The 15,279-nt window shown below is 69.3% G+C and carries 11 protein-coding genes; 8 read left to right on the plus strand and 3 right to left on the minus strand.

Annotation, left to right across the window (positions count from 1 at the left end; translation table 11 throughout):
* Positions 1 to 106 precede the first annotated feature (106 nt).
* The 5 genes from Q9R17_RS14830 (at position 107) to Q9R17_RS14850 (ending at position 7,397) form a co-directional block, all read left to right on the plus strand.
* Complete coding sequence (locus Q9R17_RS14830) at positions 107 to 2,524, plus strand: EAL domain-containing protein (RefSeq protein ID WP_308155365.1); 2,418 nt, start codon at positions 107 to 109, stop codon at positions 2,522 to 2,524.
* Between the two features lie 100 nt (positions 2,525 to 2,624).
* On the plus strand, positions 2,625 to 4,283 hold the full coding sequence (locus tag Q9R17_RS14835) for a GGDEF domain-containing protein (RefSeq protein ID WP_308155366.1): 1,659 nt from the start codon (positions 2,625 to 2,627) through the stop codon (positions 4,281 to 4,283).
* A 34-nt stretch (positions 4,284 to 4,317) separates the two neighbouring features.
* On the plus strand, positions 4,318 to 5,040 hold the full coding sequence (locus Q9R17_RS14840; RefSeq protein ID WP_308155367.1) for a pseudouridine synthase: 723 nt from the start codon (positions 4,318 to 4,320) through the stop codon (positions 5,038 to 5,040).
* Between the two features lie 55 nt (positions 5,041 to 5,095).
* A complete protein-coding gene (locus Q9R17_RS14845) occupies positions 5,096 to 6,166 on the plus strand; it encodes a sensor domain-containing diguanylate cyclase (protein WP_308155368.1) in 1,071 nt (356 codons plus the stop codon).
* A gap of 70 nt (positions 6,167 to 6,236) precedes the next feature.
* Positions 6,237 to 7,397, plus strand: a complete 1,161-nt coding sequence (locus Q9R17_RS14850; RefSeq protein ID WP_308155369.1) for an AAA family ATPase — start codon at positions 6,237 to 6,239, stop codon at positions 7,395 to 7,397.
* Positions 7,398 to 7,453: 56 nt separating this feature from the next.
* Here Q9R17_RS14850 and Q9R17_RS14855 read toward each other — a convergent pair whose 3' ends face one another.
* Both Q9R17_RS14855 and Q9R17_RS14860 read right to left on the minus strand, forming a co-directional pair.
* Positions 7,454 to 8,401, minus strand: a complete 948-nt coding sequence (locus Q9R17_RS14855; RefSeq protein ID WP_308155370.1) for a DMT family transporter — start codon at positions 8,399 to 8,401, stop codon at positions 7,454 to 7,456.
* Between the two features lie 84 nt (positions 8,402 to 8,485).
* Entirely contained in the window at positions 8,486 to 8,926 is a 441-nt protein-coding gene (locus Q9R17_RS14860; protein WP_308155371.1) for a VOC family protein, read from the minus strand.
* 110 nt (positions 8,927 to 9,036) lie between these two features.
* On the opposite strand from Q9R17_RS14860, the gene Q9R17_RS14865 reads away from it, so the two are divergent.
* The 3 genes from Q9R17_RS14865 (at position 9,037) to agp (ending at position 13,917) form a co-directional block, all read left to right on the plus strand.
* Positions 9,037 to 10,596 (plus strand): serine hydrolase, encoded by a 1,560-nt coding sequence (locus tag Q9R17_RS14865; RefSeq protein WP_308155372.1) that lies wholly within the window; start codon positions 9,037 to 9,039, stop codon positions 10,594 to 10,596.
* A 173-nt stretch (positions 10,597 to 10,769) separates the two neighbouring features.
* Positions 10,770 to 12,602 carry a multidrug efflux ABC transporter SmrA gene (smrA, locus tag Q9R17_RS14870; protein ID WP_308155373.1) on the plus strand — a complete coding sequence of 611 codons (1,833 nt, stop codon included), beginning with the start codon at positions 10,770 to 10,772 and terminating at the stop codon, positions 12,600 to 12,602.
* A gap of 70 nt (positions 12,603 to 12,672) precedes the next feature.
* Complete coding sequence (gene agp / locus Q9R17_RS14875; protein ID WP_308155374.1) at positions 12,673 to 13,917, plus strand: bifunctional glucose-1-phosphatase/inositol phosphatase; 1,245 nt, start codon at positions 12,673 to 12,675, stop codon at positions 13,915 to 13,917.
* A 131-nt stretch (positions 13,918 to 14,048) separates the two neighbouring features.
* Here agp and Q9R17_RS14880 read toward each other — a convergent pair whose 3' ends face one another.
* Positions 14,049 to 15,050: a mannuronate-specific alginate lyase gene (locus Q9R17_RS14880; RefSeq protein ID WP_308155375.1), complete on the minus strand. Its 1,002-nt coding sequence runs from the start codon at positions 15,048 to 15,050 to the stop codon at positions 14,049 to 14,051.
* Positions 15,051 to 15,279: the final 229 nt, after the last annotated feature.

Here is a 15,279-nt window from a genome sequence, read left to right on the forward strand (position 1 = left end):
GTGAAGGTTCCGCCGGCCGCTCCGGCTTCGCGCGGCCAACACATTGCCCGTCCTAGGCTGAACCGGTTCCACAGGAGGTCGCTTGGCGCATTCGGGGGGATCCGAGATGGGTAGAAGTGGCAGGAACAGCAGTGACCGGCGGGTGCCGATGCCACAGGGGCTGGGCATCCGTTTCGTGCTGCTCACCGGCATGGCGATCGGGCTGGTCGCGCTGTCGGCGCTGATACAGGAACTGCAGGCGGCCTCCACTGCCTGGATCGCGGGCCAGAGCCACTGGTCACGCGGCCAGCAGGAGGCGACCTTTGCCGTATCGCGTTACCTGACCGCCGGCGACGCCCGCGATCTGGCCTCGGCGCGGCGCGCGCTGGACGTGCCGCTGGGTGACCTGCAGGCACGCCTGGCGCTGGAGCAGGGCACGCCTGATGTCGCCAAGGCACGCGCGGGTTTCCTGCGGGGCGACAACGCGCCGGCCGATGTGCCCCGGCTTGTCTTTTCCTTCCGCTACGCTCGCAACCTGGGGGCGTTCCGCGAAGCCACCTGGCTGTGGCGGCAGACCGACCGTGACCTGCTGGCGATGTCCTCCCTGATCGATACCCTGCAGGCCCGCCACGGGCAGTCGGCGCTGGGCGCGGCCGAGCGGCAGGCCTACCTGCGCCAGCTGCAGCAGCTCGACAGCCGGTTGCAGGCACAGGCCAGCACCTTCACCCGCGCGCTGCTGCGCATGGCGACCCTGGTGCGCATCGCCACGCTCGTGGTCGGTGGGGCGTCGGTGCTGTTGATCACCCTGGTTGCAGTGGGCCTGGCGCGGCGGGTCGGCAAGAACCTCACCGAACATGAAAGCCGCTTCCGCGCAGCGTTCTACCAGGCCAACGTGGGCATGCTCAAGTTCGGTGCCGATGGCCGGATCATCGAGGCCAACCAGGCCATTGCCGACATCCTTGACCAGCGCCGCGAGGAACTGCTGGGCATGAACCTGCAGGACCTGCTGATGGAGGGCGAGGTGGTGTTCGACGAGCAGGGCGGCATCGACTGGTCGCGGCAGCTGCGCCCGGCCGAGCTGCGCTTCCGCCGCCGCGATGGGCAGCTGGTCTGGGGGCGCTGGAGCGGGACGGCGGTGAGCGGTCCCCACGGCGGGCTGTCGGTGTTTTCCATCATCGAAGATGTCAGCCAGAACCATGCGCTCGTGCGCGAGATCGAACATCACGCCAGCCATGATCCGCTGACCGGCCTGATCAACCGGCGCGAAGTGGAGCGGCTGCTGGAACAGGCGCTGCTGCAGGTACGCGGTGACGGCGGCCGGCACGCGCTGTGCTATGTCAACCTGGACCACTTCAAGCTCATCAACGACAGCTTCGGCCACGCTGCCGGTGACCAGATGCTGCGTGCCTTCGCCGAATACCTGGTCGGGGCGGTACGCGATGGTGACTGGGTGGGACGGCTGGGGGCGGACGAGTTCGCCCTCTTCCTGGCCCAGGCCAGCCAGGAGGAAGCCAAGCGCGTGCTGACCCGGGTCATCCGCCATCTGGGCCAGGCCAGTTTCCCGGCCGCCGGTGACAGCCCGCAGCTCAGCTGCAGCGTCGGCATCGTGGAAGTGACCGACGAGGCACCGGACGTGAACTGGTTGATGAGCGCGGCCGACAGCGCCTGCTATGCGGCCAAGCAGGCCGGGCGCAACCGGGTCCACTGCTTCAACGAGAACCGCCTGGCACTGGAGGAACGGCGGCTGCAGGCCGAGCAGCTGCAGCGGGTACGCCAGGCGATGGCCGACAACCGCCTGCTGCTGTTCGCCCAGCGCATCGCCAAGGTGGGCGACCCCGGTTATCTGCACTACGAGGTGCTGGTGCGCCTGCGTGATGCCGATGGCGCGCTGCATGGCCCGGGCCAGTTCATGGGCGCGGTGGAGCGCTATGGCCTGGCCGTGGCGCTGGACCGGCACGTGCTGTCGCTGCTGTTCCGCCACCTGCAGGTCTGCCCGGCGCACGTGCAGCGGCTGGGGCTGTGCAACGTCAACGTGTCGGCCCAATCCATCGCCGATCCCAGCTTCCTGGCGTTCGTCTGCGACCTGCTGGAGCGCAACCGCGCCGTGGCGGCCAAGCTGTGCTTCGAGATCACCGAAACGGCGGCGATCAGCAACCTGGCCCAGGCGCGTGCGTTCATCGAAGCGGTGAAGGCGCGGGGCTGCCGGGTGGCGCTGGATGATTTCGGCTCGGGCCTGTCGTCGTTCTCCTACCTGCGGCAGCTGCCGGCGGACATGCTGAAGATCGATGGTGTGTTCGTGCGCGACATGGAAAGCGATCCGGTCAGCCGGGCGACGGTGCATGCCATCACCGAAGTGGGCCTGGAGCTGCAGCTGGACGTGGTGGCCGAATGGGTCGAATCCGATACCGCTGCGGCCGAACTGGTGGCGCTGGGGGTGCAGGGCCTGCAGGGCTATGCCATCGAGCGGCCGCAGCCGCTGGAGCGGCTGACCCTGTCCCTGCTGCGTCCGGTACGCCAGGTCATGCCCGGTGGCGCCGCCGGCTGAGCGCGGCGGCCAGAAACTACACGTCTGCGCCACGTTGCGCTGCGATAATGCCGGTGAACGGTGCGCACGGGGCGCGTCCGCAGCACTGGCAGGAAGTGGCGTGGGCAGCAGGCAGTGGCGGTACGAAACGTGGGGTGTGCTGGCGGTGCTGCTGCTGTGCCTGATCCTGCCCTGGCTGGGCCATGCGGCCCAGGCCGGCCGTGGCTACCTGCTGGTCGGGGCGGCCACCGATGAACCCACCCCGCAGCGCGCCTGCACGCCGCAGATGCTGGCCGGCCCGCGCCAGCAGGCGCTGGTGCCGGCCCCGGCCGGGGGCTGGTCCGGCCAGCCCCAGGCGGTGGATGTCTTCAATGTCTTCGCCGGTGAAGTGCAGCTGCGCCATGGTGACCGGGAGGTCTGCGGCACCATGCACGACGCGCGTACCCGCGATTCACGCTTCCGCGCCGGCGTGGGCATGGTGGTGGTGCCGCCGGCCGGCAGCGCCGAGCCTGTCCTGGTGTCCTGGCAGACGCCGCTGAAACCGGGCTGGGTACCGACGCTGCGGCTGGGGGCACCCAGCCCGGTGCAGCAGAATGACACCGCCCGGCTGCTGGTCCGGGCCGCCTGCGTGGCGGTGGCGCTGGCCCTGGCGCTGTCGGCGCTGATGGCCTACCTGTCCACGGCCGACCGCAGTTTCCTGGCCTACATCGGCGGCACGGCGGTGATCGTGCTGTGGCAGGCCACGCTGGGCGGGCTCAGCGGCTATCCGGAACCCTGGCTGCCGGTGGGCAATGACAGCGTGGTGTGGGTGGTCGGGCTCAGCGCGGCCGTGCTGGCCTTGCTGTTGCCGGCCCTGTGGCGGCTCAACGGCGGCGACCGCCTGCTGCCGGGGCTGCGCTGGGCGCCGCGCGCGCTGCAGTGGGCGCTGCTGCTGCTGGCGATGGCCACGCCCTGGCTGCAGCGGGGGCCCCTGGCGCTGCTGGTGAGCGTGCTGCAGGCCGGATTCGTGATCGGGTGCGTGGTGTCGCTGCTGGCCGGGATCTGGGCGCGGCTGCGCGGCGATCGCTGGGCACTGACCGGACTGGCGGCGCTGGGGCCGTTGCTGGTGCTGATCGGGGGCGAGGCCTGCGCGCTGGACTGGCTGGTGGAATACCAGGTGGAGGCCATGCAGCTGTCGGTGACGTGGGTGCTGATGATGGCCGCCTACGCCTTGAACCTGCGGTTGGGCCGGCTGCGCCAGCAGCGCGATGAACTGCGCCAGCTGGCCGACACCGACGGGCTGACCGGGCTGCCCAACCGGCGCGCCGGCCTGCGCCAGCTCAGCCACCTGCTGGAGGCCGCCCGTCGCGAGGGCACGCCGCTGGCCATCGGTTTCCTGGATATCGACCTGTTCAAGGACATCAACGACCGCCATGGCCATGAGATCGGCGACCAGGTGCTGGTGGCCGTGGCCCGTGCGCTGCGCGCATCGGTGCGCGCCCAGGACGAGGTGGTGCGCATGGGCGGCGAGGAATTCCTGCTGCTGATGCCGGGGTTGCCGGGCGAGGCCGCCACGGCCCGCCTGGAGCGGGTCCGCCAGCGTATCGCCGATGCCGGGCGCAGCCTGCAGGTGGAAGGGCTGGCGTTCACCGCCAGCATCGGCCTGGCCCAGTGGCGCGGCAGCGGTGACGACCTGGCCGCGTTGCTGCGGCGCGCCGACCACGCCATGTACGCCGCCAAGCGGGAAGGCCGCAACCGGGTCCATGACGGTGAACGCGACGACCCCGTTGCAGCGGCATGAAGCGCGCGGGCAGCCAATGCCGGATAATGGCGCGATGACGATCCGACTCAACAAGTTCATCGCCGATACCGGCTTCTGTTCCCGCCGCGAGGCCGACCGCCTGCTGGCCGCCCGCCGCGTCACCGTCAACGGCCACCCGGCCGGTACCGGTGCGGTGGTCGGCGAGGGCGACAAGGTGCTGGTGGATGGCCAGCCGCTGCAGGCCCGCCAGGCACGCAAGCCCGGCAGCCGCCGCCATGTCTACATCGCGCTGAACAAGCCGGTGGGCATCACCTGCACCACCGAGAGCACGGTCAAGGGCAACATCGTCGAATTCGTCGGCCACGAGCAGCGCATCTTCCCGATCGGCCGCCTGGACAAGGATTCGGAAGGGTTGATCCTGATGACCTCCAACGGCGACATCGTCAACCAGATCCTGCGCGCCGAGAACGGCCACCAGAAGGAGTACCTGGTGGCGGTGAACAAGCCGGTGACCGACGAGTTCCTGCGCGGCATGTCCCGTGGCGTGCGCATTCATGACCAGATGACGCTGCCGTGCCGCGCCACCCGCATCGCCAAGTTCGGCTTCCGCATCATCCTGCAGCAGGGGCTGAACCGGCAGATCCGCCTGATGGCCGCTGAATTCGGCTACCGCGTCACCCAGCTGCGCCGCGTGCGCATCGACAACATCAAGCTCGGTGCGCTCAAGCCGGGCCAGTGGCGCAACCTGACCGAACAGGAACTGCACGGGTTGCTGCCGCGGCAGCAGGACTGGTAACCGCGGCGCCGGGTTCGGCTAGACTTCGCAGTGACCTGCCGGAACATGACGCTGCATGATCAAGCCCGACAAGCCCGCCAACGAAGCCGAGCGCCTGCAGGCGCTGTACCGTTACCGCATCCTCGATTCCGAGCGCGAAAAATCCTTTGACGACCTGGTGGTCATCGCCAAGGCCCTGTGCGGCACGACGATGGGCGCGGTGACCCTGCTCGATACCGAGCGGCAGTGGTTCAAGTCGATCCAGGGCATCGACGCGGCGGAAAACCTGCGCAGTGAATCGATGTGCGGCCATGCGATCCTCACGCCGCACGAGATCATGGTGGTGGAAGATGCGCTGGAAGACGTGCGCTTCCACGACAACCCGGTGGTGGTGGGCGACCCGCATGTGCGCTTCTACGCCGGGGCGCCGCTGATCAGCAGCGACGGCCTGCCGCTGGGCACGCTGTGCGTGTTCGATGCGCGCCCGCAGCACCTGGACCCGGACAAGGCCGAGGCGCTGGCCGCGCTGTCACGCCAGGTGATGGTGGTGATGGAACTGCGCCGCTTCGCGCTGGACCTGCAGCAGCACATGCATGAACGGGCCGACTACGAACGCCTGCTGTCCGAGTACCACGATGTGCTGCTGGCGCAGAACGCCGACCTGGCCGAGCAGAGCCGCACCGATGCGCTGACCGGCCTGCCCAACCGCCGCGCGATGGCGGTTGCGCTGGAAGAGGCGACCACGCCGGTGGATGGCGCGGCGCGTGCGGCGTGCGTGGCGCTGGTGGATATCGATCACTTCAAGAACATCAACGATTTCCAGGGCCATGCCACCGGCGACCGGGTCCTGGCGGAACTGGGCGTGCTGCTGCGTTCGCATTTCGCCGGCCATGGCCTGGCCGCACGCTATGGCGGCGAGGAATTCGTGGCGCTGATGCCGGGCACGGGCCTGCACGAGGCCGAGCTGCAGTGCGAGTTCCTGCGCATGGCGGTGGCCGAGCTGCCGCTGGGGTTCCCGGTGACGGTCAGCATCGGCGTGGCCGCGCACCGGCCCGGCGACAGCATCGACCAGACCCTGGCCCGTGCCGATGCCGCGCTTTACCGCGCCAAGGCCGGTGGCCGCAACCGGGTCGAGCGGGCGGTCTGACCTGCGGTCGCACGCCCTGCGACCACGGCGGGTGAACATGCCGGGGTCTTGAACGCAGGAACCGGCGCGCATGCTGCAGACCCTGGCCATCGCCCATTACCGCTCGCTGCACGGCCTGGTGTTGCCGTTGCAGCCGCTGAACGTCATCACCGGCGACAACGGCAGCGGCAAGTCCAACCTGTACCGCGCACTGCGCCTGCTGGCGGAGACCGCGCAGGGGGGCGTCGCGGCATCGCTGGCCCGGGAAGGCGGACTGGGCTCGGCGCTGTGGGCCGGGCCGGAGGCGCTCGACCGGCGCGTGGCCGATGGCCGCATCCCGCTGCAGGGCGGGCCCCGGCAGGCCCCGGTGGGCCTGAAGCTGGGGTTTGCCACCGCCGAATTCGGCTATGCCGTGGACCTGGGCTATCCGCCCCCGATGCGTTCGGCCTTCGCACTGGACCCGCAGATCAAGGCCGAGGCGATCTGGGCCGGGCCGTTCCTGCGCAGCGCCAACGCCCTGGTGGAGCGGCACGGGGCCCGCGTGCGCCGACGCAGCGGCAACCGCTGGGAGGGCATGGAGGAGGGGCTGTCGCTGTTCGAGAGCCTGTTCACCCAGGTTGCCGATCCGCAGCGCATGCCGGAAACACTGCTGCTGCGTGACTACATCCGGCGCTGGCGCTTCTATGACCATTTCCGCAGCGACGCCGATGCGCCGGCACGGCAGCCGGCGATGGCCACGCGCACGCCGGTGCTGCATCACGATGGCCGCGACCTTGCCGCTGCCTGGGTGACCATCCTGGAAATCGGCGACCCGCAGGCCCTGGCCCACAGCGTCGAGGATGCCTTCCCCGGCGCGGCCGTGGGATATGAGGAACATGACGGGCGGCTGGTGCTGCGCTTCCACCAGCCTGGCCTGCTGCGCCCGCTGTCGATGGCCGAAGTGTCCGATGGCACGTTGCGCTTCCTGCTGCTGGCCGCTGCCCTGCACACGCCACGGCCGCCACCGCTGCTGGTGCTCAACGAGCCGGAAACCAGCCTGCACCCGGACCTGCTGCCGGCGCTGGCGCGGCTGATCGTGGCCGCCAGCGCACGCAGCCAGGTCTGGGTGGTGTCCCATGCCAGCCGCCTGATCGCCGCGCTGGAACAGGCGCCGGGCTGCCAACGCCTGCACCTGCACAAGGAACAGGGCCGCACGCTGCTGGCCGGCCAGGGCCTGCTCGACGCCCCGGCATGGCACTGGCCAGCCAGGTAGATCCACGCTTTGCGTGGATGATGTTCCGGGTAATGCCACGCCCTGCGTGGATGTGCTCACTCGGCGACGTTGCGCGCCTCGGCGGTGCCCAGGATTTCCGGGTGCTGCACCGGCTTGCGGCGGTTCAGCAGCGGGTGCAGGAACACCGCGCCGACGATGATCGCCACGCCCAGGTAGAACCACGGCGTCACCTCGTGCTGCTCGCGCAGCAGCACCACCGCCAGCAGCACGGCATACACCGGCTCCAGGTTGGTCACCAGCTGCACGGTGTAGGCGCTGAGGTGGCGCAGGGCCACCAGCGCCAGTGCGAACGGCAGCAGCGTGCAGGCGCCGGCCAGCACCAGCAGCAGGATGCCGTCATGCAGGCTTGGTACCACCCACAGCGGGCTGGCCAGCGCCGGCAGCAGGAACGGCATCAGCGGTGCCAGCAGGGTCAGGGTCAGGGTGCCGGCGCCCAGTTCCAGCGCGGTCACCGTCAGCGGGTCGGCGTGGCTGACCATGCGCTTGTTGAGCGAACCGAACACCGCCACCAGCAGGGCTGACAGCGCGCCCACCAGCACGCCCAGGCGCATGCCATCGGGCACGCCGCCGACCACCAGCGCCACGCCGGGCAGCACTGCCACGCCGAAGGCCAGTTCGCGCAGCTGGAACGGCCGCTTGGCCACCCACGGTTCGATGATGGAGGTGAACACCGGGGCCAGCGCGATGCAGGTGGCCGCCACCGAGGCATTGGCCAGCTTCACCGCGCCATAGAACGTCAGCCAGTGCAGGGCCACCAGCGCACCGATGCCGGCATAGCCGGCCACCACCGGCAGCGGCAGCGTGCGCAACCCGCGCCAGACCCGTGGCAGCAGGGCCAGCATCGCCACCACCAGCAGCATGCGCCACCACACCAGCGGCAGCGCGGGCAGGGTGATCAGCTTGCCGAGAATGGCGGTCACGCCCCACAACAGGACGCAGAAATGGATCTGCCACAGGGCTTTGCGGGTATCGGGGCTGCTCATCCGCCTATTGTGCGGCAAGGGCGCCACCCACGGGCAGGGCCCAGCGCATCGCGGCATGGCCGCCCGCATGGACCGGGGCGCGCCTCACTGGCCGGCGTCGGCATGCCAGGGGTCGTAGCTGCCGAACCACCACAGGTAGCCTTCCGGGTCGGCACAGGCGTAACCGCGCCCGCCATAGGCCTGGTCGGCGATGTCGATGACGATGCGGGCACCGGCCGCCATGGCCCGCGCGTAGTGGGCATCCACATCGGTGACGATCACGCAGGCGCTCTGGGTCTGGCGGCCGCCGATCTCGCCGGGCAGCACCGCCAGCTTCGACCACGCGCCACTGCTGCTGGCCGAGCCGAGCATGATCATGCCGTGCCCCCAGGTCAGCTGGGCATGGTGCACGGTCGGGCCATCGGCATACACCGCCTGGACGTGGAAGCCGAACGCCCGCTGCAGCCAGTCGATGGCCGCCCGCGCATCGTGGTAGCGCAGGCAGGGAATGATGGTGGAACCGTTGCGGTGGCCGTTCTCGTCCATGGCACCCCTCCTATGGCACAGGGCAGCGTGCGCGTGCGGTGGTTACCATCGTGCGAACCCCCGGTGACGGCCTGCACAGCGCCGCCACCCCTGATTGGAGACACTGCTGGATGAAGACCTGGATCGGAGGCGCCATGCTGCTGGCCTGCGCGACGATGGCAAGCGCGGCGACCCCGCCGCCGCTGCAGGACCTGGATGCGACCGTCGAGCGCGTGCGCGCGCAGTTCGACGTGCCGGGCATCGCCGTGGCCGTGGTCAAGGACGGGCAGGTCGTGCTGGAGCGCGGCTGGGGCGTGCGTGAGCTGGGCAGGGAGGCGCCGGTAACGGCCGATACCCTGTTCGCCATCGCCTCCAACACCAAGGCCTTCACCGCGACCTCGCTGAACCTGCTGGCCGAAGAGGGCAAGCTGAAGATGGACGACAAGGTGATCGACCACCTGCCGTCGTTCCGCATGTCCGACCCGTTCGTGACCGGGCAGATGACGATCCGCGACCTGCTCTCGCACCGCAGCGGCCTGAGCCTGGGCGCCGGCGACCTGCTGTTCTGGCCGGCCACGGCCTACAGCAATGCCGAGGTGGTGCAGCGGCTGGGCCAGGTGCCGTTGAAGGGGGGCTTCCGCGAGCGCTATGCCTACGACAACATCCTGTACGCGGTCGCCCAGCAGGTGATCGAGAAGGTGTCCGGGATGAGCTACGCGCAGTTCCTGCAGACGCGCATCTTCGACAAGGTCGGCATGGCCGGCACCCGCTACAACGCCGACCACCTGCTGCCGGGCGATGCCGCTGCGGTCGGCCACGCCAAGTACGATTTCAAGGACCTGCGCACCGTTGCACCGCTGACCTGGTCCAACAACGCCGGTGCCGGTGGCATCTATTCCAGCGCCCATGACATGGCGCGCTGGATGCAGGTGCAGCTGGCCGAAGGCGCACTGGCCGACGGCAGCCCGCTGTTCACCGCCAGGACCCAGCAGCAGATGTGGCAGATGATCACCCCGCAGGCGATCCCCGCACCGAGCGTGCCGGAGCTGGCCCCGGCGCGTGCCAACTTTGCCGGCTATGGCGAAGGCTGGAGCCTGAGCGACTACCGCGGCCAGAAGCTGGTCTGGCACACCGGCGGCTGGCCGGGCATGGTGTCGCGGCTGACGCTGGTGCCGGGCGAGAAGCTGGGCGTGGTGGTGCTGACCAACCAGGAAGTGGGGGCCGCGTTCAACGCGATCACCCTGAGCGTGCTGGACGCTTACCTGGGCGGCGAGAAGCACGACTGGGTGGCCGCCTATGCCAAGGCCGTGGCCAAGGGCCAGGACAAGGCCGACGAAGCCTGGGCCAAGCACAAGGCCGAACGGGATGCGCGCAGCACCCCGTCGCTGCCGCTGGCCGGGTATGCCGGCACCTACCGCGACCGCTGGTACGGTGACATGGCCGTCAGCACTGAAGGCAAGGGCCTGCGCCTGCGCTTTGCCAAGACCGCGCAGCTGGTCGGCCGCCTGGAACACTGGCAGCACGACACCTTCATCGTGCGCTGGGATGACCGCTCGCTCAACGCCGATGCGTTCGTGAACTTCAGCCTGGACCCGGACGGCAAGGTGCGCGAGGTGCGCCTGCAGCCGATCTCGGACCTGACCGATTTCAGCTTCGATTTCCAGGACCTGCTGTTCACCCCGCTCAAATGACCCATGGCGGGGGGCGCTAGCGCCGTTCACCGCGATCGCTGGCGCCGGCCCATGGCCGGCGCGCGCGCAGCGTGGTTGTGGAGGGAACCGCCGGATACGGCACAGCGCAACCGGCACGCAGGGCACACACCGGCCATGGGATAATCGCCGCGCTGATCTGGCGAGGGAATGCGATGTTCCGTTGGTTTGAATCCCTGATTCCGGTGTTTCCGCCGATCGATGGGCGCATGCCGCCCCGGCGCGTGGCCGCGTTCTACCTGCACTACCTGCGCCCGGTGTGGCCGGTGCTGCTGGCCACGCTGGTGGCCGGCCTGCTGCTGGCGCTGGTGGAAGTGGCGATGTTCGATTTCCTCGGCCGCATCGTCGACATGGTCGCCGAACAGCCCGGGGCCGGTTTCTTCCAGCGCCATGCCAACGAACTGGGCTGGATGCTGTTCATCACCGTGATCGCCCGGCCGGTGCTGGTCGGCCTGCACAACCTGCTGGTCAACCAGGCCATCGTGCCGGGCCTGAGCAACCGCTCGCGCTGGCTGATGCACAACTACGTGGTGCGGCAGAGCCTGTCGTTCTTCCAGAACGATTTCGCCGGCAGCATGGCCAACCGGGTGATGCAGACCGGTACCTCGCTGCGTGAATCGGCCGTGCAGATGGTCGATTCGCTCTGGTACATCGTGGTCTACACCGGTACCGCGCTGTACCTGTTCGCGCAGGCCGACTGGCGCCTGATGGTGCCGCTGATCCTGTGGCTGGCCGCCTACGTGGTCATCATGTGGTACTTCGTGCCACGCGCGAAGGAGCGTGCCTGGATCGCCTCGGAAGCACGCTCGAAGGCGATGGGCCGCATCGTCGATGGCTATACCAACATTCCCACGCTGAAACTGTTCGCCCAGGGCGGGCGTGAACAGGCCTACGTGGCCGAGTCGATCCAGGACCTGGCGGTCAAGCACCGCGCGCAGACCCGGGTGACCACCGGCATGGACCTGACCATCGCCATCGTCAACGGCTTCCTGATCGCCGGCACCTGCGGCCTGGCGCTGTGGTTGTGGAACGGCGGGCACATCACCGTCGGTGCGATCACCCTGGCCACCGGCCTGGTGATCCGCATCCACAACATGTCCGGCTGGATCATGTGGACGATCAACGGCATCTTCGAGGACATCGGTACGGTGCAGGATGGCATCACCACCATCGCCCAGCCGCTGACCGTGCAGGACCGCGAGGATGCGGTGCCGCTGCGGGTGACCGAAGGTGGCGTGCGCTTCGAGCACATCCACTTCCATTACGGCAAGAAGGGCGGGGTGATCGCCGGGCTGGACCTGGCGGTGAAGCCCGGTGAGAAGATCGGCCTGGTCGGGCCTTCCGGTGCCGGCAAGTCCACGCTGGTGAACGTGCTGCTGCGCCTGTACGACCTGGAAAGCGGGCGCATCCTGATCGATGGCCAGGACGTGGCCCATGTCACCCAGGAGAGCCTGCGCCAGCAGATCGGTGTGGTCACCCAGGACACCTCGCTGCTGCACCGCTCGATCCGCGACAACCTGCTGTACGGCCGCCCCGATGCCAGCGAGGATGAACTGCGCGCGGCCGTGGCCAAGGCGCGTGCGGACGTGTTCATCGATGCACTGGTGGACGGGCAGGGGCGGCGTGGCTACGACGCGCACGTGGGCGAGCGCGGGGTCAAGCTGTCCGGCGGCCAGCGCCAGCGCATCGCCATTGCCCGCGTGCTGCTGAAGGACGCGCCCATCCTGGTGCTGGACGAGGCCACCTCGGCGCTGGATTCGGAAGTGGAAGCGGCCATCCAGGACAGCCTGGAACAGCTGATGGCCGGCAAGACGGTGATCGCCATTGCCCACCGCCTGTCCACCATCGCGCGCATGGACCGGCTGGTGGTGATGGACCAGGGGCGCATCGTCGAAACCGGCAGCCACGCCGACCTGATCGCTGCCGGTGGTCTGTATGCCCGGTTGTGGGCGCGGCAGACCGGCGGCTTCGTGGCTGCCGAGCAGTGATCGTTCTCCCGGGATCAGCTGCGTTTCCTGGAGAAAGAGCGCTGATTCCTGCCCCTTCATGGATACCCGCATGACCCGATGCCTACGCCCGCTGCTGCTCCTGCTTGCCCTGGGTGCACTGTCTGCGCCGGTGGCCGCCGCACCCGCGGCATCGCCTGTCGACGGCGCACAGCTGGAACAGGTGGTCCTGCTCAGCCGCCACAACCTGCGCGCGCCGCTGGTGGAGGGCGGCGTGCTGCAGCAGGCCACGCCGCATGCATGGGCGCACTGGGAGGTTCCGGCCGGTGAACTGACCACCAAGGGCGGCGTGCTGGAGGTCTACATGGGCCGCTACCTGCGGCAGTCGCTGGTCGCCGATGGCCTGCTGCCCGCGCAGGGCTGCCCGTCGGTGGGCAGCGTGCACGCCTACGCCAACAGCCTGCAGCGCACCCAGGCCACCGCCCAGTTCTTCCTGGCCGGTGCGTTCCCGGGCTGTGCGGTGGCGGTGGAGCAGCGCATGCCGCTGGGCACGATGGACCCGGTGTTCAATCCGGTCATCCGACGCGACGATGCGGGTTTCCGCGCGCGCGCGCTGAAGGCGATGCAGCGGGCCGAAGCCGCACTGCCGCTGGCCCCGTCGCTGGCCGAACTGGAGCGCATCAGCGACTACCCGCAATCGCCGGCCTGTGCCGGCCGCGCGGCCTGCCACCTGTCCGGCGAGCGCACGCAGTTCAGCGTGGTGCCTGGCAAGGAGCCGGCCGCGCGCGGTGCGCTGTCGCTGGCCAATGGCATGGTCGATGCGATGCTGATGGAGCATTACCAGGGCGTACCAGCCGCACAGACCGGCTGGGGCCGGCTGCAATCACCAGCGCAGTGGCAGGCGCTGGCCGTGCTGCGCAATGGTTACCAGGACATCCTGTTCGGCACGCCGGAAGTCGCGCGGGAGGTGGCCGCGCCGTTGCTGGCCCATCTGCAGGGGGTGTTCACCGATCCGCAGGCGCCCAGGGTGACGTTGCTGGTGGGGCATGATTCGAACATCGGTTCGCTGCTGGCCGCGCTGGGTACGGCGGACTACACCTTGCCGGGCCAGTACGAGAAGACCCCGATCGGTGGCCTGCTGCGCTTCGAGCGCTGGCGGGTGCGCCGTTCGGGGGAGGTGCGGATGCGGCTGGTGTATGTGTACCCGACCACGGAGCAGCTGCGTGATGCCGTCGCGCTCGATGCCGCTCACCCACCGGGGCAGGTGGTGCTGCAGCTGCCCGGCTGCGATGGCGGCACCTGCCGCTGGGCGGATTTCATGCAGCGCATCGCAGCCAGCCAGGTGCCTGCGCATTGAAGCAGCCGCATCCACGCACATCCCCGCACGCGATACCCGGTAGATCCACGCCATGCGTGGATGAACCACCGCGATAACGGCATCACCCGCACCACGCACCTTCGGCACGCCTATGCGGGCCTACCGCATGGTCACCCCGCTACCGCGCTGCGCACGATGCCCTGGCGCGCCATCAGGCTCAGGTCACCCCCCATGCGCGGGTCGTGGAACGGTGCATGGGCATGCGCTGCCTCGTACAGGCCGGGATCGCCAGAACTCAGGCGATAGAACTCCACCCAGCCACTCGGACGCAGCGGTTCCTGCGCCACGCCGGCCTGTTCGTCGAACCAGCGCGTATCGCGGCTGCCTTCGATCACCCGCCGTGCCAGCCGGTCGATGGCGTGGTGGTTTTCCGCGTACCAGTCCTGGCCGCGCAGCCGGCCCAGTTCGGCCATCATCACCAGCGGGGCCAGCGCATAGTCGTGGTAGTGCAGGGCACGCTGGCGGCGGGCCATTTCCAGCGGCAGGCTGCCGTCGGCCCCGATCGCATCGGCGCCGCTGCTGTAGGCCGCGTGGCCGGCGCGCCACAGCGCCTCGTCATGGGTGGCCAGCCCGGTGGCCAGGACACCCAGCCCTCCCCAGTAGTAGTGGTTGTTGCGCTTGCGCTTGGGGTTGTCCCAATAGACAAGGTTGGCGCGGGCGATCTGCTGCAGCCACGGGGCGATGATGGCCCGTTGCCGTTCGTCGGCCTGGTCGAGCACCTTCAGGTAGGCCATCGCGACGGCACCGAGCATCCATTGCCGCATGTAGAACGACTGGTCGTTGTTGACCCGGATCATCTGCCCGAGCATGGCGTGGTCGTTGGCCCAGCCGGCCAGCCAGGTGAGCGTGCACTGCGCGGCGGCGCGATCACCGTTGCGCAGGTAGTCGTCGCTCATCCGCGCCACATCGGCGGCATAGCGGTCCAGCGGCGCGGTGGCCTCGCGGTTCTGCTGCTGCAGTACCGGGTCGATGATCGATGACGCCTTGTCGGTGTAGTAGCCCATCGCGCGGATATCGGGCTGGCCGTGCGGTGGCGGCGGGCAGGACCAGGCCGCCTGGGCGGCAGCCAAGGCGACCGTCAGCAGGCTGAGGCGGATCAGGGGGGAATGCATGGAAAACCTGGCGGAGAAGGGAGCGGCGTTGCGAACGATGCGCCCGGATTCGTTTGCCGTGTGTGACGCCCGCTGCAGGCGCTGTGCCTTGGTTCAGCGGGGCATGCCTGCAGTCTCCGGGCACCTGTCGTGCATCCTGCGGCTACACTCGGCAGCGCAGTGCGTGCCTGCGCCGTTCCTTGCGGCGGTGTGGCCGCCGGGCTGCCCCTCCCTCGTCCAGGAAGACACC

Origin of the sequence: Stenotrophomonas sp. 24(2023) (genome assembly GCF_030913365.1) — a bacterium.
Taxonomy (GTDB): domain Bacteria; phylum Pseudomonadota; class Gammaproteobacteria; order Xanthomonadales; family Xanthomonadaceae; genus Stenotrophomonas.